Raw genomic sequence first — 20,571 nt, 5'->3', positions numbered from 1 at the left:
CGCAAGCCCTTCGACCCGGAGATGAACGGCGGGCTGCAGCTGGGCCTGTTCGGCGAGGAGCGCCAGGAGCAGGCCGCCGTCGAGGAGAGCGCGCCGCTGGCCGCCGGTCCGACGACCGTGGTCTGCCTCAAGGGCCGCCGCGACGACCCGGAGATCCGGGACGTCCTCTACGTCGGCCGCCCGATGTACCGGGGCGGCTGGCACCTCGCCGGTCACCTGCTCGCCAACCCGTTCGTCGTCGGCAAGCACGGCGACGCCGCCACCTGCGTGGCCAAGTACGAGCGCTGGCTGGACCAGCACGCGGACCTGGTCGCCCGGGAGCTGCCCCGGCTGCGCGGCCGGCGGCTGGGCTGCTGGTGCGCCGAGGGCGAGCCGTGCCACGCGCTGGTGCTCGCCGAACGGGCCGACACGGTGGAGGTGACACCGTGACGATCCCTGAGCAGATCCGCACCTGGGCCGCCGAGCACGGCCTGGTCCACCACGAACACCCGGGCGCCACCGCGACGTTCGGCTCCGGCTATGCCCACCGCTACACCCTCACCCGGACCTGGGAGCCCGGCGGCACGTACGCCGCGTTCGTGCTGCTCAACCCCTCGACCGCGACCGCCGCCCAGGACGACGCCACCGTGCGCCGCCTGATCGGCTACGCGAAGCGTGAGGGCCACGGCGGGCTGGTGCTGGGCAACCTGTTCGCCGAGCGCTGCCGGGACCCGTACGCGCTCATGCACCGGGCCGACATCATCGGCCCCGTCAACGATCAGGTGCTCGGATTCCTCGCCGAGACCGTCCCGGACGTCACCGTCGGCTGGGGCACCTGGGGCCGTCTGCCCCGGGCCCGCGCCGTCGAGGCGCTGCTCACCGCGCACGGCGCGCGGCTGTGGTCCCTGGGCACCACCCAGGCCGGGCACCCCCGCCACCCGCTCTACCTCGCCAAGAACGCCCCGCTCACCCGCTACACCCCGGCGGGGGCAGTCCGGTGAAGCGGCTGACCCGCAAGGCGGAGGAAGCGCTGCTCGGGGCGATGCTGCACCGCCCCGACGCGCTGCCCTCGATGCGCTGGATCCCGCCGGGCACCTTCTCCCGCCCGGACTACGCCGCCTTGTGGCAGACGCTGCACTCGATCGACTTCACCAAGGTCTCCCCGAAGGAGATCCCGGCCGCCGTCACCGCGGCCGTGGCGAAGATCGAGGAGCCGGGCATCCGGCAGACCCTCACCCCCTCCCGGATATCCCAACTGGCCAACGCGAGCGTCTGCCCCAACCCGCGCACCGCCCCGCTGTACGGCGGGATGGTGCTGGAGGCCGCGATCCACCGGGCCGTGGGGCACGCGGGCGAGCAACTGCGCGACACCGCCCGCCAGGCCGAGGTCGACCAGGCGCTCAAGGCGCTGGAACAGGCCGACGCCACCGGCCGACGCCTCGCTCAGCTGGACGCCGCCTGGAAGGCCGCGCCGGAGACGGTGCGCAACCTGCTCGACACCACCCCCGAGCAGGAGGTCGCCCCGGTGCCCCGCACCGAGCGGGCCCGGGTCGACATCCAGGCCGAGGGCGAGACCGTCGCCTCCCTGCTCTACGAGCCGAGGCAGCTGCGAGAGGTCACCGGCTGGCTGCAGGAGGGGGACTTCTCCCACCCGCAGCTGGCCGCGGTCTACAAGGCGATGCGCACGCTCGACGAGCGGCACGCCCCCATCGACCCGCTGACCGTCGCGTGGGAGGCCCAGCGCCACCCCGGGCCCCAGCCCAGCGAACAGGTCCTCGCCGAGCTGGAGGACGCCGGGATGGGCGGCACCGCCGCCTACACCGCCGAGCAGGTCCTGGGCACTGCCGCCCTCGACCGGCTCGACGCGGCCGGCCACGACATCCGCAACTACAGCCGCCACCCGGGCCTTGCCCCCGGCGCCCTGGTCGACCACGCCGAACAGGCGCTGCAGCCGGTCGCCGCCGACCACGAGCGCATCCAGCACGCCGCGCGTGAGCCGGAGCTGGCCAGCGACAAGGAGCCCGCTCCAGGCGCTCCCGGCGCCTCCCCCGAACTTCCCGCCCCAGCCCACGAGATGGAGATGGATCTGTGAACGAGCCGGTCCCGTTCAACCCGACCGAGTACCTGATCGAGCGCGAGCACCAGATCACCGCCCCGTACGTGCCGGGCGTCGAGCCGCTGCCGCCCGTGCGCAGCGCGGCCCGGGTCATCTGGGAGCACTTCGGCCGCATCGCGCCGGGCCTGGTGACCACCGCGGCGACGTTGCTGGCGTGGGGCTGGCACCAGGAGCTTCCCGACGGCTCGACCCAGCCGCTGTGGATCAGCGGGCTGCTCGCCGCGCTCGCCGCCGCCGCGGGCACCGTGTCGGCCGCCAAGAAGCACGGCGACAGCGACACCACCCGCATCTCGTTCGCGGCCGGCGGCACCTTCGCCCTGCTCGGCATCGCAGCCTGGACGCCGATCTGGTCGCTGCGCGCCCTGCTGTGGCTGGTCGGCACCGCCGCCGTCTACGCGGTGTGCGCTCCGCTGTGGCGCGGGGACCGCCGCCTCGAGCGCGAGCAGCGTCACGAGCGCGTCATGGCGGAGACCGACGGCCGCACCCAGGTCGCGCTCGCCGTCGTCGAGGGGCAGACCCGCGTCGCCGAGAAGGTCTGGGAGCACCGCTCCGAGGTCGCCCGGGTCGAGGGCATCAGCCGGAGCGTCGAGGCCCTGGTCGCCGCGAGCCAGGCCCGCGAGTCCCGGGCCGTGGCGCCGGGCGACGAACTCGACGTCGCCGCGCTGCTGCTGGCCGCCGGCCACCAGGCGCCGGTCGAGCTGACGGCCGCCGAGCGCGAGGAGAGCGGGCGGTGAAGCCCACCGCGCCCCAGGGGCGGCTCGTCAGGCAGTGGCGCGGCCACACCGTCGAGGTCGGGGAGAAGGGGCTGCTCATCGACGGCCGCACCGTCGACCGCACCCCGCTCACCGAGAAGGACGCCGTCCGCCCGCAGGACGACGTCCGCTCCCACCCGGCGCTGCAGTTCCTGCCCGGCGGCGCCCTGGTCTACCGCGGCCACGTCCAGGCCGAGGTCCACCCCCACGAGGTCACCGTGCACGGTCCGACGGGCACCGGCTGGCCGCCCGAGCCCGACCGGCCCGATCCGGGACCAATTGGTCCCGCCGCCGAGCGCGACGACGACCTCGACATCGACTTCTAAGACCCCGTCACCTCACCGAGAGGAGCACCACCGTGAGCAGCACCGACACCGAGCAGGACCCCCAGGCCGCCCACCAGGAGGAGGTCGCCGCCTTACTCCCGGCCCTTGCCCAGCTCGACGCGACCGCCAGCGAGCTGGAGCAGAAGACGGCCGCCGGCGAGAAGGTCACCGCCGCCGACGTCAGCGCCTACGAGCGGCAGGCCGCCCACGCCCGCCACCTGGTCCACGCCGCCGGAGCCACCGGCCCGGAGGTCGCCGACGCGGAGAAGGAGCACCGCGGCGACGGCGACAAGGGCTTCGCCGCCCGGGGCCTGGACCACGCCACCCACACCCGCAGCTATGAGCCGACCCCGGCCGACAGCGACAGCAAGGCCCGCGACCGCGACGACGACGAGGAGATCGACCTGTGAACGGCGAGAAGCAGAACGGCGAGAAGCCCCAGCAGGCGGACGACATCTGGGCCCCGGTCACCGTGACGGCCGAGCCCACCGGGTACGAGGGGCAGGCCGCCGACTACGAGCGGACCCTGGAGGCCGCCGGGTACGGCGACACCCAGCGCCAGCGCTACATCGAGGGCTCCGGCGAGGACGCCGAGTACGCCGCCTGCGAGTGGGACGAGATGATCGTGCCCGGCGCCGAGGCCGCCGGCATCATCCCCGCCCGGCCGGTGGAGCCGGTCAGCCCCGCCGAGCAGGCCCGCGACGCCGCTCGTGCCCACGCCAGCGGCGAGTACTACAAGCAGCACCCGGACGACGCCTGGGAGCCGTGGGACAACGACCCGGCCAAGGAAGCCGAGTACAACGCGTTCGTCGACTCCCGCACGACCGCGATCCTGCAGGAGGTCGGTCCCGACCTCGCCGAGCGGATCGAGCGCGCCGGCGACTGGGGCAAGGAGACCGTCTCCGACCTGTACGCCGAGCGCGCCGCCGCCGAGCCCGTACCCGACGACGGGCCCGACATCGACATGTGACGAAGCTGCAGCAAGGAACCCCGGCGGAAAGCCCCGCCGGGGTTTTTTGCGTGTGAGTACGGTGCTGTCCATGCAGATCAACGGGGCGGAACAACAACAGCGCGGGCACGTACTGCTGCTCGCGGGCGACATCGCAGCCCGACGGCGGAGTGTGCAGGTGATGCCGTCAGCGAACCTCGCGGCCCTGTCGGTCGTCCCCGTGCCCGTACTGCTCGGCAGCGACCTGCCCAGCGACACCACGTACCTCGACGGGATCCACGACCAGAACGCCCTGCAGGTCCGCCTCCGGGCCGCCGCGGCGACCCCGGGCCCGTTGTTGGTCTACCTCTCCGGCCGCCTCACCACCGACCGCCGGGGGCAGAGCCTCTACCTCGCCCTGCCGGGCACCACCGCGGCGACCGCCCGCTACGCGGCCCTGCCCTGGGAGTGGCTCGGGATCGAACTGCGCACCCGGCCACCGGGCCTGACCACCGTGCTGTTCGACCTCGCCGCCGACAAGACCGCGTGGCCTCTGCTCCAGGAGTACGGCACCCTGCCGGCCGCCACCAACGCCGAGGTCTTCGGCGTCATCGCACCGCCCGGCTTCCCCGGCACCGAGACGGGCGTGAGCACCTACACCCGCGCCTGGATCGAGCAGCTGCGCCGCAACCCCGACCGGCCCACCAACTCCCGGCTGCACGCGCTGACCGTGGGCACCGCCGCCCTGCCGCCCGGCGCCCTGGTCATCCCCTTCGCCCCCGAGATCAACGCCGCCCCGTCGTACGACGAGCCCGCGGCCCACCCCCCGAAGAGCAACCTGCAGCGGCTGCTCGCCGGGGACACATCCGTCCTTCCCCGCCGTCGCACCGAGGAGCCGGCCGAAGTGGCACCGGGCCTGAACCGGATGCCGTCCCCGCCCCCGCCGCAGTTCGACTACCCGGCGCCGACCCCTCAGCCGCAGCACCACGCCCCGCCCGGCCCGGTGCCCGCCGCTGCCCAACACCAGCAGCCCGTACCGCAGTTCCCCGCGCCCACACCGCGCCCCCAGGCGCCCGCCGAGGCCCCGGCCGCTCCCCTGTACGACGAGGCCGCCCGAGGCGCCGCCCCGGCCCACCAGCACCGGACGGAACCCGTGCAGCAGCCGGTCCGCGCCCCGCACCCGCACCCGGCTCCGGCGGCACCCCAGCCGTACGTGCCGCAGCAGACCCCCGCGCCCGCGCCGCAGCCCGTCCCGGTGCCGCAGCCGGTCCCGGCGCAGCAGGACCCGCGCCCGCACATCCACGCACTCTCCGAAGCCGGGCAGCACCGCGAGGCCGCCCGCCTCGCCCAGGCGTGGGAGCAGCACACGCTGCAGACCCACGGCATCGACTCCCCGCAGGCCACCCAGTGGGTCGAGATCCGCGCCGACCTCGCCAAGCGCGAGGGCAACTACCAGCTGGCGACGCAGCTGTGGATCGCCTCCGGGCGCACCCGTCTCGCCCACCAGTCACCGGACGCGCCGGAAGTCCTCGCCGCCGCGCAGAGCGCCCACCACTGCTGGACGCAGATGCGCGACCCGCGCCAGGCCCGCGAGTGCGGCCCCGAGCTGATCAGCCTGCTGCGGGCCCTGCCCTCGCTCGACCGCCGGCACCTGTCGATGGCGCAGCAGCGCCTGGAGTTCCTGCACAACACGCCCAGCGGACGCTGAGGCCCGCGCACAACGAAGGGGGAGGTCATGGAGGAAGAGCCGGACAGCGAGCCGATGTGGTCGGGGGCGTGGGAGGAGATGACCGTTCCCGTGCCGCTGGCCGCGTCGCTGCTGTGCGTGAACCCGCACACCGTCGGACAGCTCATCGACGGCGGGCACCTGCTCGCCGAGCAGCGCGGCAACTTCCGCTTCATCACGCTGGTCAGCCTGTTCGCGTACCGCCGCCGTCACTGGTCACCGCAGCGGGCCGCCCGCTACAACGCCGCACTCGACGACGCCACGGCCCTCGACCAGGCCGCCGACCGGCTGGCCGGATAACCCAGCTACCAACTACGAGGAGGACGCGAGATGTTGATGGCAGCCGACAAGGGCGACATCAATACGATCATCGGCGGGATCGCCCCCAACTGGGGTCCCTTCGGTGCGCTCGGCACCGAGGCGAAGACGATGGTCCAGGTGGTCATGGCCGTCGCGATCCTGCTGTGCCTCGCCATCGCCATCTGGGGCGCGGCCAAGCAGCGCATCGGCGCCACCGCCCTGCGTGACACGTTCAGCGCCGAGCAGGGCAAGGGCCTCATCGTCGCCGGGCTGACCGGGGTGTTCATCATCGGCTCACTCGGCACGGTCTTCACCATCGTCTACGGAATGGCCGTCTGACCTGCGCCGCTCGACAGCTCTTATAGAAACGGGCCCTCGAATGAGGGCCCGTTCTGCGTCGTCCGCACCGCCGTACGGTCCGTACGATCAGCGCTCATGAGCACCGCACGCCGGCCGCTGGGCCACGGCCCGCAGCCCCAGGCACCCGCCGCACCCGCGCCCACCACAGAGCCCGCCCGCCGGGTGCGCGCCGCCGAGGCCGACGTCGAGAACGGGCCCCCGTACCGAGGCGGGCTCCAGGGCCTGCAGCAGCTGCGCGAGCGGGGCGTGCTCGGCACCCCGCCCGCGACTCCCTGAGCTGCGCGAGTTCCATAAATCCGACCGGAGATGAGGCGTCAGCGCGGCAGCCGACGACCGCGCCCGGCGGGCAGCTCCGCGCGCGCCGTACGCCGCGGCTGCGCCTGGTCGTCCCGCTCGACGGTGACCTCGACCCCGTCGGTGGCGACGTCCGCCAGGACCTCGATGTAGATGCGGCAGCCGGACCCGCGCCGGTTCGGAACCGGGTTGGAGACGTCGCCCACCCGGGTCTCCGGCCAGGCGCTCAGCGCCCGCACCACCGCATCGGCCGTGCGCCGTACGTCGTCGTCGTTCGAGCCCATCAGGCGGATCTGGGGCATCAGGCGCTCACCTTCTCGGTCTCCTTCGGCAGCACCCAGGGCGGGGCGCTGGCCAGCTGACGCAGGACGTCCAGCGCGGCCAGGGCATCGCCCAGGGCCCGGGGCCGCCGCCGAGGGCGGGCCAGTCGCGCAGGCCCTCCCAGGTGGTCAGGGACTCCATCACACAGTCCCAGTTCGCCCGCCTGCCCAGGTGGCCCGGGGCCAGCTCCCGGCGCCTGCAGTCGCCCTTGATGACCTCACGGTCGTACTCCTCGTTGTAGGCGAGCAGCGCGCGGCCGGCCGTGACCCGCAGCAGGTCCGGCAGCACCTGGTCGAAGGTGGGCGCGTCCGCGACCATCTCGTCACTGATGCCGTGCACCGCGAACGCGCCGTCGGTCACCGGGACCTCCGGGTTCACCAGCGTGTCCAGGAGCGCCTCGCCGGTCGCGCAGTCCACCACGGCGACCTCCATGACACTGCCCCACAGGTCGTGGGTCTCCGTGTCGATCAGCACGGCGGCGCCGGGCTGCAGCATCCGCCGGGCCCAGTGGACGACCTGCCCGACGTCGCCGAGCAGCTGCACGGTGTCGGCGTACGGCACCAGGTCGGCGTCGGCCGCGAGCAGCGCCTGGACGTCCTCGACGGTCGGCGTGCCGTCCTCGCTCGGCTCCCAGTCGACGATCCAGCGGTTGGCCAGGTTCGCGTACCGGGACCAGGCGACCAGGCCGTGCTCGCCGCGCAGCCGCTCGACGAACGCGTGCACCGCCGCCGACCGCTTCGGGGCCTGGGAGGCGTACTTCCGCAGCGGGGAGACCTGCCGCGGCTTGAGCGTGCGGACCTTGGCCCAGTCGACGTCCTCGATCCGCAGCACCGCCTCCAGGTCCGCCGCCCGGTACAGCGGCACCTTCACGGTCTTGCTGTACCGGCTGTACTGCCCGGTCCACACCGTGCGCGTGATCTCCGAGACCGGGGTCAGCCACCCGGCATCGACGCAGTAGTCGAACTCCCGGCGCCGGATGCCCATGTGCTCCGCCGCCTCATCCGGGCCGAACATCCGCGCGCCGGCGACGTCCGGTGCCTCGACCCCGGCCAGCCGCTCTACGCCGTCCAGCGCCCACCGGCCGAACTGCCCCGGCTCCATGCCCGCCTCGCGGGCCCGGTTCTCGAACTCCAGCTCCGACCACCCGCACCGCCCGGCCGCCGCCTCCCGCGTGACGCTCGACGCGTACCAGGCCGTCCGCTGCTCGACGATCTCGCGCAGCGCCGCGGCGACCTCCGCCGACGGCTCCGACGCCACCTTCGGGTCGTAGAGCGCGTACCCCTTCCACTCCCCCGTCTCATCGATCAGCCCGCGCGCCGCCAGCGTCTCGACGTCCGCCGACCACAGCTCAACTCCGGTGTTCTCCTGCAGGAGTTCGGCCGTGCGCTTGGCCCCGTACCCCTGCCGGTCGCCGAGCACCTCGCTGATCTCCCCGGACCGCGCGGCGACGTCGGCCGCCTGTTCGTCCGACCACCGGCCCGACTCCAGCGCCGGCCGGGGCACCAAGCCCTTCGCCATGCCCCGATCCACCTGCCAGCGGTACAGCCCGGCATGGTCGGCCAGCTGCACCGGCCCGAACCCCTTCTGCTTGCCCACTGCCTGCCCTCCAGTGTCGAATCCCGTGCCGCACGAATACCCGCAACACGGAAAAGCGTAAACCACAATCAAGGGTTTCCGTAATCGAATTCAGAAACCCGAAAGGACCGTTAAATACGCGCGCGCGATTGCGCTTTTACCTAAACGACGTCGTTTCAAATGCCCGCCGTGGCGGTCAGCTCGAAGGCTGCGCCACCAGGGGAAACGGCCAGTGCTCCTCGACCGCCTCGCGGGCGATCCGACTGGACGGGAACAACTTCGCGGCCAGCCGCTCGCGCTCCGCACGGTCCTCTTCGCTCAGCGCGCTCTGCAGTCCGGTGAGCCCTTTCTCTTCCAGCTCATCCAGCACCGGCTCGGAGATGCGCCAGGCCGCCGTACGCAGCCGCAGCACGAGGTCCGCATCCAGCGTGAACGCCCGCTCGTCCGTGCCGCGTTCGCACCCCGACACGCACGCCGGCCACCGCCCCGACAGCGACAGCCGGGTCTGCTCGGCCTGCGTCAGAGGCGCCCAGGGGCCCGCGGTATCCGGCAGCTCCAGCCGCGCCGCCAGGGCCCGGCCCATGAGGACGTCGAGCGACGGCCACCGCTCCGGCCGCACCTCCGCGGCCTCGATGCGCGCCTGGCGGCGAAGCCGCCGCACCGCCCGCTCCCACTGCGGAGAGTCGACCGGCTCCGTCAGCGACTGCGCCCGCTGCTCGACCAGCTCATCCGCGAAATCCGTCTCGGCTTTCCGGTGCTTTCTTACCAAGGCCCTCAACCGCCCCGCCTGCTGCACGGAGAGGGTCAGCGTGATTCGTCGCGTAGCCATGAGTTCAGTAAACGACGTCGTTTAAAGCCACCACAAGGCCGCCGCGCCTAATAACAAGCCCTGCGGGGCGCCGGGCGGCCCGAAACCCCAGCTCAAAGCACCTGCGGCCAGCAGAAGAAGACTCAGGCGGGTTCAGCCGTTTCGACGGCGACGGGCGGCGCCTCGCTGATGACAGCCCGGCGCAGCTGCTCCAGCTTCGGGGGCAGCAGCCCGGCGAGCCCGTACCGGCTCCGGCCCCGGCGGTAGGAGGTGACCAGCCCGTTCTCCTCCAGCGGCATCCCGGGCGGGCGGTTGAGCGTCGCGCCTTCCTCGCCCGCGTGGCCGTCGTGGTTGTGCCACAGCGAGACCCACAGCCGCGAGGTGCCGTGGGCGCGTTGGGCCAGCTCCGCACGCACCGGCAGCCAGCGGCCGAGCGCGGCCCGGGTCAGCGGCGACAGCTCGAAGTGCTCGCCCTCTCCGTCCAGGTCGCCGCCGCCGCGCTGCGGGTGGCGCTCGACGTACACCGCGGTGTTGCCCGGGGTGAAGTCGTCCAGGCGCAGCGCCACCAGCTCCCCGGAGCGCGGGGCCGCGTCGAGGACCAGGCCCAGCACGGCGGTCAGTCGGATCTGGCCGGGCGGCATGTGTCCGGCGAGGTCCTGGTCGAGCTGGCGGCGCAGCGCGGCGAGGTCGCCGAAGGCCGGGGTCGGTTGCAGCGGCAGCGCCCCGCCGCCGAGCAGCAGCGGGGGCAGGCCGAGCGCGTCGCGCAGCACGTCCACGCACTGCCGGCGGATCTCGTTCGTCGCCTCCGAAGTCGGGGGACGCTGCCCGTCGACCAGCCGCGTGCGCAGCGCCCCCGACTTGGCGAGCCGGAGGTAGGGGCGGAGGGCTTCTTCCTCGAGGAGCCGGCGCAGGCCGCGCCGCGCGGTCATCGGCATCGCGCCCCGGTCCAGGGCCCGCAGCAGCTCCCCACGGACCATCCCGAGCTGACGGCGCCGCGCCTCGCCGACGACCAGGTCGTCCAGGAGGCGGTCCAGCGCGGTGATCGAGGGGTACTCCGGCACCCGCCGATTGTCGCGTACGGCCGACGGCTGCGCCGTGCACTGCGGGGTTTCTGGACTTTCTGGACCCCCCTTTATGCGCGCACGCGTACGCGCAAGCGTCCCGCCGGCCGGTCATCGGTCCCGGCTGGTGAGCCGGTCAGCCCAGCGGATCAGCCCGGTGCGCACGGCCGCGAGCGCGAGCACGCCGACGCCCAGGTCCCAGGCCGAGCGGGGATCGAAGCCGTGGCCACCGCAGCAGACGAGGGCGTCGAGGAGGAGCCCGGCGAGCAGCCAGGCGTACAGCTCCCGCCAGTGCCGCGCCCACAGGACGGAGCGGATCGAGCGGCGGGCGGAGGGGTTCTTCGTCCAGGTCATGGCCGGACCGTCACACCCAAAGCGGACACCCCCGTCGCGGGAGCGTCGGGGGTGTCTCTGGGAACTGCGCGCGGGTGGTCAGTTCTCGTTCAGCGCGCCGGCGAGGTCGGCTCCGATGCCGTAGCCGGGGCTGTCGTCGAGCAGTTCCTTGCGCCGGTTGTAGCGCTGGGTGGTGCGGGAGTCCTTGTGGTCGGCCCAGCTCTGCACCTTGTCCGGCCGGGCGTCCTTCTTGGCCAGGGCGTGGGTCACCGCGTCGCCCTTGACGCCGTGGGGGCCGCGCAGCGGGAGACCCGCGCGCTTGGCCAGCGCCTGGAGCAGCCGCCACACGGCGGGTTCGTCGAGCTGGCCGCCGCTGGCCGTGCAGAACAGCCACCCGGTCTCCCGGCCGCCGAGGTAGTCCTGCAGCGCGTCCCAGGTGACCGGCGGGATGGGCTTCTTCTTCCGCCCGCCGCCCTTCATCTTCTCCAGCAGCAGCACCCGGTGGCCCTTGTCGTAGCCGAGGTCCTCGACCCGGGCCGCGAGCAGGGAGTCGATGCGCAGGCAGCAGGTGTAGAGCATGAGCAGCAGGGCGTACGCGCGCTTGCGGTACGCCTCGACCCGGTGGTGGTCCCGTGCGGTGACCACCAGGGTCGCCCACTCCTGCTCGGTGTAGCCGGGGGTGGGCGAGTAGTCCGGATCGAGGTACGGACGCTGCACGGCGTCGAAGGGGTTCTTCACCCCGTCGTCGCTGACCTTGTCCAGGTAGGTGAAGAACGAGGAGGCCGACGACAGGGCGTTCGCCCGGGACGCCTCGCTGTACGGCTCCCCGGTGCGGACCATCTCGCCGCGCCGGCCGCCCTTGACCCGCACCCAGGTCGGCGTCACCTCCAGGTAGAGCCGGAAGGAGTCGGCCAGGGCGAACTTCACGGCCATCGGGTGCGCGCCGTGCTCCCGGGCGAACTCCTCGAACACCCGGAAGCCGCGGGCGTAGGAGCGCTGGGTGTTGACCGAGCGCTGGTGTCCGATCCAGGCCGCGGCGAGGGTGGGCAGCGGGTCGGTCTCGCCGTACAGCGCCACCAGGTGGTCGTACAGCCGCCGGGCGTGCTCCGGCCAGAGGTCGCGCGGGTCGCGGGTGCCGGTCGACAGCGCGCCGGCCGCCGGGCGCAGGACCGGTGCGGTGCCGGTCACCGGCCGCCGCCCGTCGCCGGGACCAGCGGGGGGAGGTCGGGGAAGCGCTCCGCGACGAGCCGGGCCAACTCCGGGCGCCAGTGGGCCGCCCGCTCCAGGCGCTCCGGGGTCGGGTGGCGCGCGGCCCACCAGTACACGCCCTCGAACTGGGCGAAGGCGTGATCCAGCGGATCCGACCACGACAGGTCACGGCCGGGGTCGGTGTCGAGGAGCCGGTGCAGCGCCTGCACCCACGCGTTCTCCCGCTCGAAGGCGACGCACCCCGGCTCCGCGCACCAGGCGGCACCGCGGTACTCGTGGAAGCCGTCTTCGGCGCGCACGGTGTAGGTGACCGTGATCGAGGCGTCGGCCGTGCCGGTCAGTCCGCAGGGTGCGTCCTCGCGCAGGCACCGGCGGACGTCGTCCTCCATCCCCCGGAAGCCGCCCCGGGCCGCGAGCAGGTCGGCCGTGATGCCTTCCTGGTGCACATGTTCGATCTTTTCGCCTGTCTGGGTGACCTCTGCCATAGGCACAGGATAACCGTAATTATCCTGTCGGTTCTTTCGCGCCACCCGTACGGAGTAATCCCGCCGAATCGTCAGGTTTTCCCTGACGCGCCGCTCTGTCAGGGCTACCTTTACAGCATGGAAGAGACGAACGAACCCACCGAGCGCGAGCGGCCCCCGGCCCTCGCGCCGGCCGACGAAGCGATGCTCGCCCGCGCCCAGACCCTGCGCGAGATCACCGACGCCGCCCTGCGCGACGTCGCCCAGCTCTACCCCGCCGACGACCACGGCAGCCTGCTGCGCGACGCCCTGTTCATTCACGGCCTCACCGAGCGGCTGGTCGACCAGGCCGTCGTCGCCGAGCGCGAACGCGGCGCCAGCTGGACCGACATCGGATACGCCGCCAGCAGCTCCCGGCAGGCCGCCCACGAACGGTGGAACACCACGGTGGGCGCGTGGGTCCTCATGCAGCGCCGGCGTACCGGCATCGGCAACGGCCCGGCCGACGCCGCCACCCACGCCCGCTACCTGGACGGCTGGTACGCCGACCTGACCGACGAGCAGAAGGCAGTCAGCTCCCTGCTGCCCTCTCTCACAGACGAGGCCGCCCGCGCCGAGGGCGACGCGCGCCGCGCCGAGGCCCGCCAGCTCCACGACCGGGCCGAGGAACTGCGCAAGGAGATCGACACCGCGTACAACGAAGCGATGGCCGCCACGGGCACGCCCGCCGCCAAGGAGAGGCGGGAAGTGTGGGCCGCCAAGCACCTCGCCCGCGCCGACGTCTACGAGCGGCTCGCCGTGGTCGAGGAGCCCGTCGCCCCGGAGCACCGCCGCCGAGCAACCACCGAACGCAGCCTCGCGCAGGACATCGCCCGGGACCGCGCGCCGGAGCGCCTTCCCGCGGAGGACGGCACCCGCGAGCGGGTGTACGCCGCGTACGCCGAGCTGACCGACAAGGAGCGCAGCGGCTCGAAGCGCACGGTGGCCGCCCTGCTCGCCGAGCGCCTCGACAGTCTCGCCGAGGCCAGCATCCGCAAGCACCTCGACTCCGTCATCACGGCGTACCGGGAGAAGGAGCGGATGGCCTACCTGCTCGACATCGCCGCCTGCTCGGACCCGGCGAAGGCCCTTGAGACGGCGGCCGGCCTGCTCCAGCGCTACGCGCAGCCGACGAACAACGACTACTGGCACAGCCAGAGCTGCAGGCTGCTGTCCGGCTACCTGATGGCCGCCGCGCTCAGCAACGCCGACGTGGACACGGTGTACGGCTGGATCACTCACCCGGGTGACCTCCGCCCCGTCGAGCTGCTGCGCTCCGGGCCCTCCCCCGAGTGGGCCATCGACTGCGAGCAGATCCTCACCAGCCCCCCGAGGAGCCGCGACAACGTGCTCCTCACCGTCCAGGCCGCCCTGGACTGGAACCTTCCCCAGGCCAAGGAGAGCCGCTGATGACCGAGCCCACCCAGGAACAGCTCACCGAGCAGGCCGAGGCCGACGTCGCGCGGTTCAAGGAGGTGCTGCCCGCCTCCCGTGAGATCGGCACGACCGGTGAGCTGGCCGCCCTCGCCGCCGCGCTCCCGGCCGACACGCCCCTGTTCGTCGAGGAGCACGTCCGCGCCGCCCAGGCCCTGCACCCCGACCCCGTCGAGGTCGTGGTGGCCCACATCGCCGGCGCGATGGTCCAGCTCGACCCGGACCGGCCCGACTCCCCCAGCCGGATGCTCCCGGGCCTGGGGCTGGCCACCGTCCGCGTTGACCGCAGCCAGGACGCCGGCACCGAGTTCGACAAGGGGGACATGGAGCCCCTGGACCTGCTCGCCCGCGCCGAATTGCGCCTGGTCACCGACGGGAACATCGAGGGCGGGATCAGCGACGTCGCCGACGTCGTCGCCATCCTCGCCAAGCTGCTCGACGAGGGCGCCGGATTCGTCGACCGCGACCACGACGCCCACGCCACGCTTCAGGTCGAGATGTCCCGGCTGCGCCACGCCGCCGAGCGGCTGCGCAAGGTCGCCCCCATCGCCCAGCAGGCCAGCGAGTAACCCGCCGTGGCCAAGAAGATCACCGTCCACCAGGCAGACGGGTCCGTCGTCGAGACCACCGTCTCCGACGACTCCGTCGCCCGCGAGTACGAGGACTTGCCCTTCCAGGCGGACCACATCGTCAACGTCACGGTCGTCGACGCCGACGACTGAGGCCCAGCCAGTAACCGACCCGAAGGAGAACCGGATGACGTACGAGACCGATCTCGCCGCCGCGAAACGCGCCCGTCGCGCGTGGACGTGCAGTTGCGGGGCCGACAACCCGCCGGCGTACGACGCGTGCCACGACTGCCAGCGCCCGTCCTGGACGTGCGCGAGCTGCGGCACCGTCAACGCCACGGTGTGGAGCCGCTGCCAGGAGTGCGACAGCACCATCCCGGCCGAGGCGCTCGGGGACCGGGAGGAGGGCTTCGAGATGACCTGGGAGGAGCACACCGCCCTGCAGGTCGGGCCCCGCCGCGTCGGTGGCCGCTACGACCACGGGTACGCCGACAGCGAGTACGAGGTCCTCGCCATCGACCGCGGCCCCCGCGAGAGCTGGCCGTCGTGGCAGATCACCGTCAGGGGCAAGGACGGCGAGGTGCGCGAGCACTGCACCGGCTGGGACCCCCGCCGGGACCGGATCGTCGCCCAGGCGCCGGCCGACGTCACCGTGGTGTCCGTCGGCCGCCTGCACGACGACGCCGAGGGCAAGTGGGCCGACGTCCTGCAGCGCGCCACCATCGCGCTCGACCTCCGGGCGCACTTCCGCGACCCGCACGTCCGCGCCGACCTCCGCCAGCTCACCGCCCACGACCAGGTCGTGCGCGACACGGTCATGGACACCCCCGGCGTCCGCGAGCTGCTCGCAGCGACCGCGCTGCAGGTCCAGGGCTACCTCGCCGGACCCACGGCCGCGCCCATCACCGTGGTCACCCAGTGCGCCGGCGGACGCCACAGGGCAGCTACCACGGCCCTCGCCCTGCGCGCCGTCGTCTCCGGCGACGTCGAGAGCGCCGCCGCGTACGGACTGGCCGACGCCGCCAAGCCGTTCGCCGAGCGCCGCCTGGCCGTCGATCTGGTCCACCGCGACCTCGACAAGGACGTCGTCGCCCGCTGACCGCGCGACGCAAAGGGAGCCCGCAGCCATCGGAACTGGCTGCGGGCTCCCGCGTATGAGGGTACGGCCCCGCCCGTCGGGCAGTGCCGGTGATGATGGGCGCACCCGATCACCGAGCCGAGGAGACGCCCGTGCCAGCGAACGTCTGGATCCTGAACCCGTCGTACCGGGACGGCCCCTTCCAGCTGCTCCGCATGGGGTGGGTCACCCACATCGAGCATGACGAGAACGGCCATGTGGTCGTGCACGACAGTCGGGGCGACAAGCACCTGCCCGTCCGCAGGAAGTCCCCGGAGGACAAGGTGCCCGCGGACTTCGGGCTGCAGATGCTCCAGGCCCTCGACCGGGCCCGCCGAGAGGCGCAGGAGGCCGACAGCGACCGGGTCGTTGCCGCGCGGCGTGGCGAGGAGAGCTGGTCGTGGGAGGTCTACGCGCCCGACGAGGTGCCGCCCGCCCAGACCGAACCGCCGGAGCCCGTCGCCCCGGCGCCGCCGGGCGGATGGCCGCCCCCGCCGGTCTTCCAGGCTCGGCAGGGAGTGCCGGACGGGTCCTTCGTCCCCAACCCCGATGGCCCGATGCCCCGGTGGGTCGACAAGCAGGCCGCGCCGGACGCGGCCACCGAGTGACGTCGGGAGTCAGTCGCCGGAGGCCGGGGTGATCGGCTCACACCACAGGTACCGGGAGCGCCCGGTCACGAGGTTCTTGCCGAACAGCTGGTAGTGGTGCCGGGTCTGTGCGACCTCTTCGGCCGTGCGCCCGGCCGCCGCCTGCTCGGGGACCTCGCCGGGGCCCCACCAGAACAGGAACGCGGGCAGTTCGTCTGGGGCCCCAGGGCGGGCGGCGAGCGTCTGTGTGGTGCCGGCGTACGGGCCGCCGATGAACTCGACGTCGTCGGAGACGGTGGCGGAGATAGCGAGGTCGTCCATGCCGGGCAGCCTATGGGCCCAGCGGGGTGGGGCACGCCGGGTCTCCGCGATCCGGTGGGCGGCCCGTCAGCGCCGCCGACGCCGGGGGCCGCGCTGCCGGAAGGCGAGCACGACGCCAGCGGATGCTTCGGGCACGTCCTGGTCGTCGTTGTCGGCCGCGGGCACCGGGAGCCACGTCGGAGACGGCCGCGCGTGCCGGGCCGGGCCGGTCGGGGGCAGGCAGAGCACCGACTCGCCGCACGTCCCGCAGAAGCAGATCCGGGGCACCGGCTCACCTTTGGGCCGCCGGTGCCTCCCGGTGCCCGCCGCCTGCATACCGTCGACTCCCCAGACCATGACCTGCTCAACGATCAAGGCGCCGGGTGGACGCGGGTGATCAGCCCTTCGCGCAGCCGTAGAGCATGACGCCGACGACGAACACGGCGGCGATCTTCAACGTGCCCTTGATGCCGAACAGCCGGATCAGCATGGACGGTTCCCCCCTGGAAGGTCGTGGTGGACGAGGACAGCGGCCCATTCTCGGCCCCGTGATCTCCGCGCGTCAGCCGTACGCCGCAACCCGTCCCCTCCGAACGCCTGCCCGGCTGCCCCTCGGGCTCCGGGGCCCGGCCCGGTCCGCCGCGGTGAGCACCGGCGCCCGGCCCGCCGCCGGTCGGCCCGGTGCCACGATGGAGGCATGAGCACGGCAGGCCGTAACACCGTCTCGGGACGCTCCTACCGGCGGACCCGCCCGCGAGGATTCGCCCCCTGGACCCCGAAGCCGGACACGCTGCTGCTGGTCGACCAGGTGCGCGCCGTCCTCGACGAGTACCGCGCACACCTGCCGATGACCGCGCGGCAGGTCTTCTACCGGCTGGTCGGCGCGTTCGCGTACCCCAAGGAGGAGCGGGCCTACGACCGGCTGCAGGAGACCCTCAACCGCGCCCGGCGGGCCCGCCTGATCCCGATGGACTCGATCCGCGACGACCGCGCCACGTCGGCCGGCCACTCCTTCGGCTACGACAGCCCGGCCCACTTCTGGGACTCCGTGCGCAGCTCCGCCGAGTTCTACGCCCGCCCGCTCACCGAGGGCCAGCCCCGCGCGGTCGAGGTGTGGATCGAGGCCCAGGGCATGATGCCGATGATCTCGGACGTCACCAAGGACTACGGCGTCGCCGTCTACTGCAGCGGCGGGTTCGAGTCGGTGTGCGCCAAGCACGACGCCGCCGCCCGCATCGCCTACCGCGAGGTGCCCACCACCGTGCTCAGCATCGGGGACTACGACCCCAGCGGGCTCAGCATCATCGACGCCGCGGCCGAGGACGTCGAGGTGTTCGTCCAGGAGATGGGCGGCACCCCGCCGACCGTGATCCGGCTCGCCGTGACCGAGGAGCAGATCACCCGGTACGGGCTGGTCACCTCGCCGCAGAAGCGGACCGACCGGCGCGGCGAGCTGATGTTCGCCACCGTCCAGGCCGAGGCGCTCTCCCCCACCCAGCTGACCGACTTGGTGCGCGCCGGCGTCGAGGAGGCCGTGGACCTGCGGGTGCTGGAGCGGGTGAAGGCGAAGTCCGAGCGCGAGCGGCAGCGGCTGGTGACGAAGGTTCAGCGGCTGCGCTGACCGTACGGGGCCGGGGCACAGACCTGTGGCCGGGCCGCGTGGTACCCGGGGGCTTCGCCGCCCCCGGGGCCCCGCTGGCCCCGTCACTCCCCGGCGCGAAACGGCTTCGTCGTGGTGCAGATCCGTGCGCGCCGTGGAGCAACGGGGTTCGGGTCAGAGGCTGATCTCCGGTGGCCGCGTCTGCACAAGCAGGGTGCGGCCGTCGGCCGTCTGCGGGAGCGTGCCGGTCAACGCCGCTGCCACGCTCCGCACTTACACGGACGGTCCTTGTCCTTGGGCTGGATCGGGGCGCCGCAGTTCTGGCACCCGCCTTTCACCGGCATCGTGCGTACCTCCCGTTACTCGTAGGGCAGTTGGAAGGCTCGCAGGGGCGGGGACGGATCTCAAGGAGGGATCACCGGCATTCGGTGGCGGGTGGCTCCGGGGCGCGGCGAGAATGACGGCTTCACCAGCGAGAGCAGGGGCACAGGTACGTGAGCACGAGCACGGCCTGGTCGGATGAGTCCTTCCAGGAGCACGACGACGCCGGGTTCTACATCATCGCCGCGGCGGTCATCGAGGACGGCGCCCTCGACCAGGCCCGCGAGCGGATGCTGCGCCTGCAGGCGAGGCACGCCTCGACGAAGGTGCACTGGACCAAGGCCGACACCGCGCAGCGCGGCGAGCTGGCCCGTACGGTGGCCGCCCTCGACGGGCTGCACGTCGTCGCCGTCGGCGCCCCGGTGAGACCGCGCCGGCAGGAGCGGGCCCGCGCGCATTGCCTGAACCTGCTGGTCTGCGAGCTGCACGGGTTCGGGGTGGAGCACCTGTTCATGGAGGCCCGCGACCAGGTCCTCAACGCCCGCGACATCGCCACCGTCCAGCAGGCCCGGTACGCGCTGCCGAAGGACGCCGTCTTCCGCCTCGACCACCTGCCCGGCGCGGCCGAGCCGCTGCTGTGGGTCGCCGACGTCGTGGCCGGCGCGGTGCGGGCGGAGAAGCTGGGCGAGCCGCAGTACCGCGAGATCCTCGGGGAGCGGGTCATCGACTTCCCCGTCGAGGTGCGCTGAACAGGCCCCAGACATGCGCCAGGCCAGGCTCCCGGTAATGCCCCAGGTCACCTGGCCCCACGTCTTCCAGGGGCCCACGACCCCTGACGTCCCTACCAGGCTACCGCGATCGGCCGCACCACCGGAAGCGCAGCGCGCCCGGCCGCGTCTGCGAGACCGGGCCGCAACGCGCTGACCTGGGAAAAGGAACATCCGTGGAACCCGTGAGACCGTCCTACGCGGGCGCGCGCGTGGAAAGGTCCCGGAGACGCGGGCCGCCCTAGCTCTCCGCGCCCCCGGGACCTGCGGGGCCCGCGCCCACGGGGGGAGGCGACGGGCCGGTCTGTGGTGGGTCAGGCCGAGGGAGTCTCCACCGGCTCCGGTGCCGCCTCGACGAGCCGGTCGAGGCGTTCGTACAGCGCCCGGATCAGCCGGGCCTTGTTCTGCACGCTGCGCAGGGTCGAGGAGCGGCGCGGCAGTCGGCCGGCCGCCTCGCCCAGCACGATCTCGGCGAACAGCCGCTTCCCGTCGTCGTCGCCGAGGCGGGCGGCGTACCGGCGTACGTCGTCGGCGACGACCTGCCCGGCGCCGGAGAGCAGCAGTCCGACCTGCTCGTAGCCGTCGGCGTCGAGCAGGTCGGACCAGGCCAGCACCGTGCGCACCAGCTGCTCGTGCGTCTCGCGGTCCGGGGGCAGTTCGCCGGTGATCCGGCCGTCCGGGTCGAAGACCACCTCGAAGGTGTCGGTCACGAGGCCACCGCCTGCCGGTCGGCCGCGTCCCGCTCGCGCAGCGCGCCGACGAGCTGGTCGACGTCCCACAGCCGGGGCGCCCCGGGGCCGGGTTCGCTGATCCAGTCGGCCGCCGCCGAGCCGTGCCCGCTCAGCGGCACGAGGACCTGGTGGCCATCGGAGAGCACCCGCACCCCGGGCAGCCCGTCGGCCGCGCCCGCGGTGCCTGCCGGCACCATCAGGTACAGCCTGCTGCTCAGGTGGTCGGCGAGGACCGGGTAGCCCTCCCCCGTCTCGACGTCGAGGAGGTCGAGCGCCTCCAGGCCGCGCTCCAGCGGGTGGACGGCGACCGCGTCCCAGCGCGTCCCGCAGCGCACCCAGTCGGTGGTGCTGGAGCTGCGCAGCCACCGCTGCCTGGTCTGGTCGTCCACGGTGGCTTTCGAGGCCCAGGTGGCACGGCGTTTGCCGTGGTCGGAGTTCGGCACGGGGCGCTCCCGGATCGCTGTCGTCTCGGTACTCCTAGACAACCGCCACCCGTACGGGTGGGCTCAGGCCAGATTCCGGGCAGTTCCCGTACGGAGAGCGGACAGTTTTGC

At 73.2% G+C, this 20,571-nt stretch carries 29 protein-coding genes; 18 read left to right on the top strand and 11 right to left on the bottom strand.

Annotated features, from left to right (window positions below):
- From ACSHXC_RS43170 to ACSHXC_RS43120, 11 genes are all read left to right on the top strand, one after another.
- Positions 1-429: DUF4326 domain-containing protein (locus tag ACSHXC_RS43170; RefSeq protein WP_438297850.1), on the top strand; the 429-nt coding region annotated here is incomplete at its 5' end.
- Positions 426-980 (top strand): DUF1643 domain-containing protein, encoded by a 555-nt coding sequence (locus ACSHXC_RS43165; protein WP_438297849.1) that lies wholly within the window; start codon positions 426-428, stop codon positions 978-980. The genes ACSHXC_RS43170 and ACSHXC_RS43165, both read left to right, overlap by 4 nt.
- Complete coding sequence (locus tag ACSHXC_RS43160) at positions 977-2,071, top strand: DnaB-like helicase N-terminal domain-containing protein (protein WP_438297847.1); 1,095 nt, start codon at positions 977-979, stop codon at positions 2,069-2,071. The genes ACSHXC_RS43165 and ACSHXC_RS43160 overlap by 4 nt, the downstream gene beginning before the upstream one ends.
- Positions 2,068-2,829, top strand: a complete 762-nt coding sequence (locus tag ACSHXC_RS43155; protein WP_438297846.1) for a hypothetical protein — start codon at positions 2,068-2,070, stop codon at positions 2,827-2,829. Before ACSHXC_RS43160 ends, ACSHXC_RS43155 begins: the two co-directional genes overlap by 4 nt.
- Complete coding sequence (locus tag ACSHXC_RS43150) at positions 2,826-3,173, top strand: hypothetical protein (protein WP_438297844.1); 348 nt, start codon at positions 2,826-2,828, stop codon at positions 3,171-3,173. Before ACSHXC_RS43155 ends, ACSHXC_RS43150 begins: the two co-directional genes overlap by 4 nt.
- Before the next feature lie 32 nt (positions 3,174-3,205).
- Positions 3,206-3,583, top strand: coding sequence for a hypothetical protein (locus ACSHXC_RS43145; protein WP_438297843.1), 378 nt, complete (start codon positions 3,206-3,208; stop codon positions 3,581-3,583).
- The gene (locus ACSHXC_RS43140) at positions 3,580-4,143 is read left to right on the top strand and encodes a hypothetical protein (RefSeq protein ID WP_438297842.1); all 564 of its coding nucleotides are present in this window, start codon (positions 3,580-3,582) and stop codon (positions 4,141-4,143) included. The genes ACSHXC_RS43145 and ACSHXC_RS43140 overlap by 4 nt, the downstream gene beginning before the upstream one ends.
- 70 nt (positions 4,144-4,213) lie before the next feature.
- Complete coding sequence (locus ACSHXC_RS43135) at positions 4,214-5,809, top strand: hypothetical protein (RefSeq protein ID WP_438297841.1); 1,596 nt, start codon at positions 4,214-4,216, stop codon at positions 5,807-5,809.
- Between the two features lie 27 nt (positions 5,810-5,836).
- Complete coding sequence (locus ACSHXC_RS43130; RefSeq protein WP_438297839.1) at positions 5,837-6,127, top strand: hypothetical protein; 291 nt, start codon at positions 5,837-5,839, stop codon at positions 6,125-6,127.
- Between the two features lie 30 nt (positions 6,128-6,157).
- Positions 6,158-6,466, top strand: a complete 309-nt coding sequence (locus ACSHXC_RS43125; RefSeq protein WP_438297837.1) for a hypothetical protein — start codon at positions 6,158-6,160, stop codon at positions 6,464-6,466.
- A gap of 96 nt (positions 6,467-6,562) precedes the next feature.
- A complete protein-coding gene (locus tag ACSHXC_RS43120; RefSeq protein ID WP_438297835.1) occupies positions 6,563-6,763 on the top strand; it encodes a hypothetical protein in 201 nt (66 codons plus the stop codon).
- Between the two features lie 38 nt (positions 6,764-6,801).
- Here the strand turns inward: ACSHXC_RS43120 and ACSHXC_RS43115 are convergent, their stop codons facing one another.
- From ACSHXC_RS43115 to ACSHXC_RS43085, 7 genes are all read right to left on the bottom strand, one after another.
- A complete protein-coding gene (locus ACSHXC_RS43115) occupies positions 6,802-7,083 on the bottom strand; it encodes a hypothetical protein (RefSeq protein WP_438297834.1) in 282 nt (93 codons plus the stop codon).
- Positions 7,084-7,090: 7 nt separating this feature from the next.
- Positions 7,091-8,698 carry a 3'-5' exonuclease gene (locus ACSHXC_RS43110; RefSeq protein WP_438297833.1) on the bottom strand — a complete coding sequence of 536 codons (1,608 nt, stop codon included), beginning with the start codon at positions 8,696-8,698 and terminating at the stop codon, positions 7,091-7,093.
- Between the two features lie 175 nt (positions 8,699-8,873).
- A complete protein-coding gene (locus tag ACSHXC_RS43105) occupies positions 8,874-9,506 on the bottom strand; it encodes a hypothetical protein (protein WP_438297832.1) in 633 nt (210 codons plus the stop codon).
- 122 nt (positions 9,507-9,628) lie between these two features.
- Complete coding sequence (locus tag ACSHXC_RS43100; protein WP_438297831.1) at positions 9,629-10,546, bottom strand: hypothetical protein; 918 nt, start codon at positions 10,544-10,546, stop codon at positions 9,629-9,631.
- 111 nt (positions 10,547-10,657) lie between these two features.
- Positions 10,658-10,900, bottom strand: coding sequence for a hypothetical protein (locus tag ACSHXC_RS43095; RefSeq protein ID WP_438297830.1), 243 nt, complete (start codon positions 10,898-10,900; stop codon positions 10,658-10,660).
- A 78-nt stretch (positions 10,901-10,978) separates the two neighbouring features.
- A complete protein-coding gene (locus tag ACSHXC_RS43090) occupies positions 10,979-12,067 on the bottom strand; it encodes a tyrosine-type recombinase/integrase (RefSeq protein WP_438297828.1) in 1,089 nt (362 codons plus the stop codon).
- Complete coding sequence (locus tag ACSHXC_RS43085; protein WP_438297826.1) at positions 12,064-12,573, bottom strand: hypothetical protein; 510 nt, start codon at positions 12,571-12,573, stop codon at positions 12,064-12,066. The genes ACSHXC_RS43090 and ACSHXC_RS43085 overlap by 4 nt, the downstream gene beginning before the upstream one ends.
- 117 nt (positions 12,574-12,690) lie before the next feature.
- Here ACSHXC_RS43085 and ACSHXC_RS43080 point away from each other — a divergent pair, with 117 nt between their 5' ends.
- The 5 genes from ACSHXC_RS43080 (at position 12,691) to ACSHXC_RS43060 (ending at position 16,319) form a co-directional block, all read left to right on the top strand.
- On the top strand, positions 12,691-14,001 hold the full coding sequence (locus ACSHXC_RS43080; RefSeq protein WP_438297824.1) for a hypothetical protein: 1,311 nt from the start codon (positions 12,691-12,693) through the stop codon (positions 13,999-14,001).
- Complete coding sequence (locus ACSHXC_RS43075; protein ID WP_438297823.1) at positions 14,001-14,594, top strand: hypothetical protein; 594 nt, start codon at positions 14,001-14,003, stop codon at positions 14,592-14,594. Before ACSHXC_RS43080 ends, ACSHXC_RS43075 begins: the two co-directional genes overlap by 1 nt.
- Positions 14,595-14,600: 6 nt before the next feature.
- Complete coding sequence (locus ACSHXC_RS43070; RefSeq protein WP_438297821.1) at positions 14,601-14,747, top strand: hypothetical protein; 147 nt, start codon at positions 14,601-14,603, stop codon at positions 14,745-14,747.
- 34 nt (positions 14,748-14,781) lie between these two features.
- A complete protein-coding gene (locus ACSHXC_RS43065) occupies positions 14,782-15,693 on the top strand; it encodes a RapZ C-terminal domain-containing protein (RefSeq protein ID WP_438297819.1) in 912 nt (303 codons plus the stop codon).
- 131 nt (positions 15,694-15,824) lie between these two features.
- On the top strand, positions 15,825-16,319 hold the full coding sequence (locus ACSHXC_RS43060; protein WP_438297817.1) for a hypothetical protein: 495 nt from the start codon (positions 15,825-15,827) through the stop codon (positions 16,317-16,319).
- Positions 16,320-16,328: 9 nt separating this feature from the next.
- Here ACSHXC_RS43060 and ACSHXC_RS43055 read toward each other — a convergent pair whose 3' ends face one another.
- Together ACSHXC_RS43055 and ACSHXC_RS43050 are read right to left on the bottom strand one after the other, a co-directional pair.
- Complete coding sequence (locus ACSHXC_RS43055) at positions 16,329-16,619, bottom strand: hypothetical protein (protein WP_438297815.1); 291 nt, start codon at positions 16,617-16,619, stop codon at positions 16,329-16,331.
- Positions 16,620-16,685: 66 nt separating this feature from the next.
- The gene (locus tag ACSHXC_RS43050) at positions 16,686-16,886 is read right to left on the bottom strand and encodes a hypothetical protein (RefSeq protein WP_438297813.1); all 201 of its coding nucleotides are present in this window, start codon (positions 16,884-16,886) and stop codon (positions 16,686-16,688) included.
- Positions 16,887-17,295: 409 nt separating this feature from the next.
- Between ACSHXC_RS43050 and ACSHXC_RS43045 the strand changes: the two genes are divergently transcribed.
- On the top strand, positions 17,296-18,219 hold the full coding sequence (locus ACSHXC_RS43045) for a hypothetical protein (RefSeq protein ID WP_438297812.1): 924 nt from the start codon (positions 17,296-17,298) through the stop codon (positions 18,217-18,219).
- Between the two features lie 473 nt (positions 18,220-18,692).
- Complete coding sequence (locus tag ACSHXC_RS43040) at positions 18,693-19,268, top strand: hypothetical protein (protein WP_438297811.1); 576 nt, start codon at positions 18,693-18,695, stop codon at positions 19,266-19,268.
- Positions 19,269-19,600: 332 nt separating this feature from the next.
- On the opposite strand, the gene ACSHXC_RS43035 is transcribed toward ACSHXC_RS43040, so the two are convergent.
- Positions 19,601-19,996 carry a restriction endonuclease gene (locus ACSHXC_RS43035; protein ID WP_438297810.1) on the bottom strand — a complete coding sequence of 132 codons (396 nt, stop codon included), beginning with the start codon at positions 19,994-19,996 and terminating at the stop codon, positions 19,601-19,603.
- Complete coding sequence (locus ACSHXC_RS43030; RefSeq protein ID WP_438297809.1) at positions 19,993-20,460, bottom strand: bifunctional DNA primase/polymerase; 468 nt, start codon at positions 20,458-20,460, stop codon at positions 19,993-19,995. Before ACSHXC_RS43030 ends, ACSHXC_RS43035 begins: the two co-directional genes overlap by 4 nt.
- Positions 20,461-20,571: the final 111 nt, after the last annotated feature.

Origin of the sequence: Streptomyces sp. HUAS TT7 (genome assembly GCF_051550175.1) — a bacterium.
Classification (GTDB): domain Bacteria; phylum Actinomycetota; class Actinomycetes; order Streptomycetales; family Streptomycetaceae; genus Streptomyces.
Note: the sequence above shows the minus strand (reverse complement) of the source record. Positions and strands in the feature narration are given on the sequence as shown.

Coding starts and splice junctions, on each gene's coding strand:
- ACSHXC_RS43115 (WP_438297834.1), bottom strand. CDS start 7,083: ATGCCCCAGATCCGCCTGATGGGCTCGAACGACGACGACGTACGGCGC.
- ACSHXC_RS43135 (WP_438297841.1), top strand. CDS start 4,214: ATGCAGATCAACGGGGCGGAACAACAACAGCGCGGGCACGTACTGCTG.
- ACSHXC_RS43075 (WP_438297823.1), top strand. CDS start 14,001: ATGACCGAGCCCACCCAGGAACAGCTCACCGAGCAGGCCGAGGCCGAC.
- ACSHXC_RS43120 (WP_438297835.1), top strand. CDS start 6,563: ATGAGCACCGCACGCCGGCCGCTGGGCCACGGCCCGCAGCCCCAGGCA.
- ACSHXC_RS43085 (WP_438297826.1), bottom strand. CDS start 12,573: ATGGCAGAGGTCACCCAGACAGGCGAAAAGATCGAACATGTGCACCAG.
- ACSHXC_RS43055 (WP_438297815.1), bottom strand. CDS start 16,619: ATGGACGACCTCGCTATCTCCGCCACCGTCTCCGACGACGTCGAGTTC.
- ACSHXC_RS43105 (WP_438297832.1), bottom strand. CDS start 9,506: ATGGCTACGCGACGAATCACGCTGACCCTCTCCGTGCAGCAGGCGGGG.
- ACSHXC_RS43095 (WP_438297830.1), bottom strand. CDS start 10,900: ATGACCTGGACGAAGAACCCCTCCGCCCGCCGCTCGATCCGCTCCGTC.
- ACSHXC_RS43080 (WP_438297824.1), top strand. CDS start 12,691: ATGGAAGAGACGAACGAACCCACCGAGCGCGAGCGGCCCCCGGCCCTC.
- ACSHXC_RS43045 (WP_438297812.1), top strand. CDS start 17,296: ATGAGCACGGCAGGCCGTAACACCGTCTCGGGACGCTCCTACCGGCGG.
- ACSHXC_RS43065 (WP_438297819.1), top strand. CDS start 14,782: ATGACGTACGAGACCGATCTCGCCGCCGCGAAACGCGCCCGTCGCGCG.
- ACSHXC_RS43125 (WP_438297837.1), top strand. CDS start 6,158: ATGTTGATGGCAGCCGACAAGGGCGACATCAATACGATCATCGGCGGG.
- ACSHXC_RS43130 (WP_438297839.1), top strand. CDS start 5,837: ATGGAGGAAGAGCCGGACAGCGAGCCGATGTGGTCGGGGGCGTGGGAG.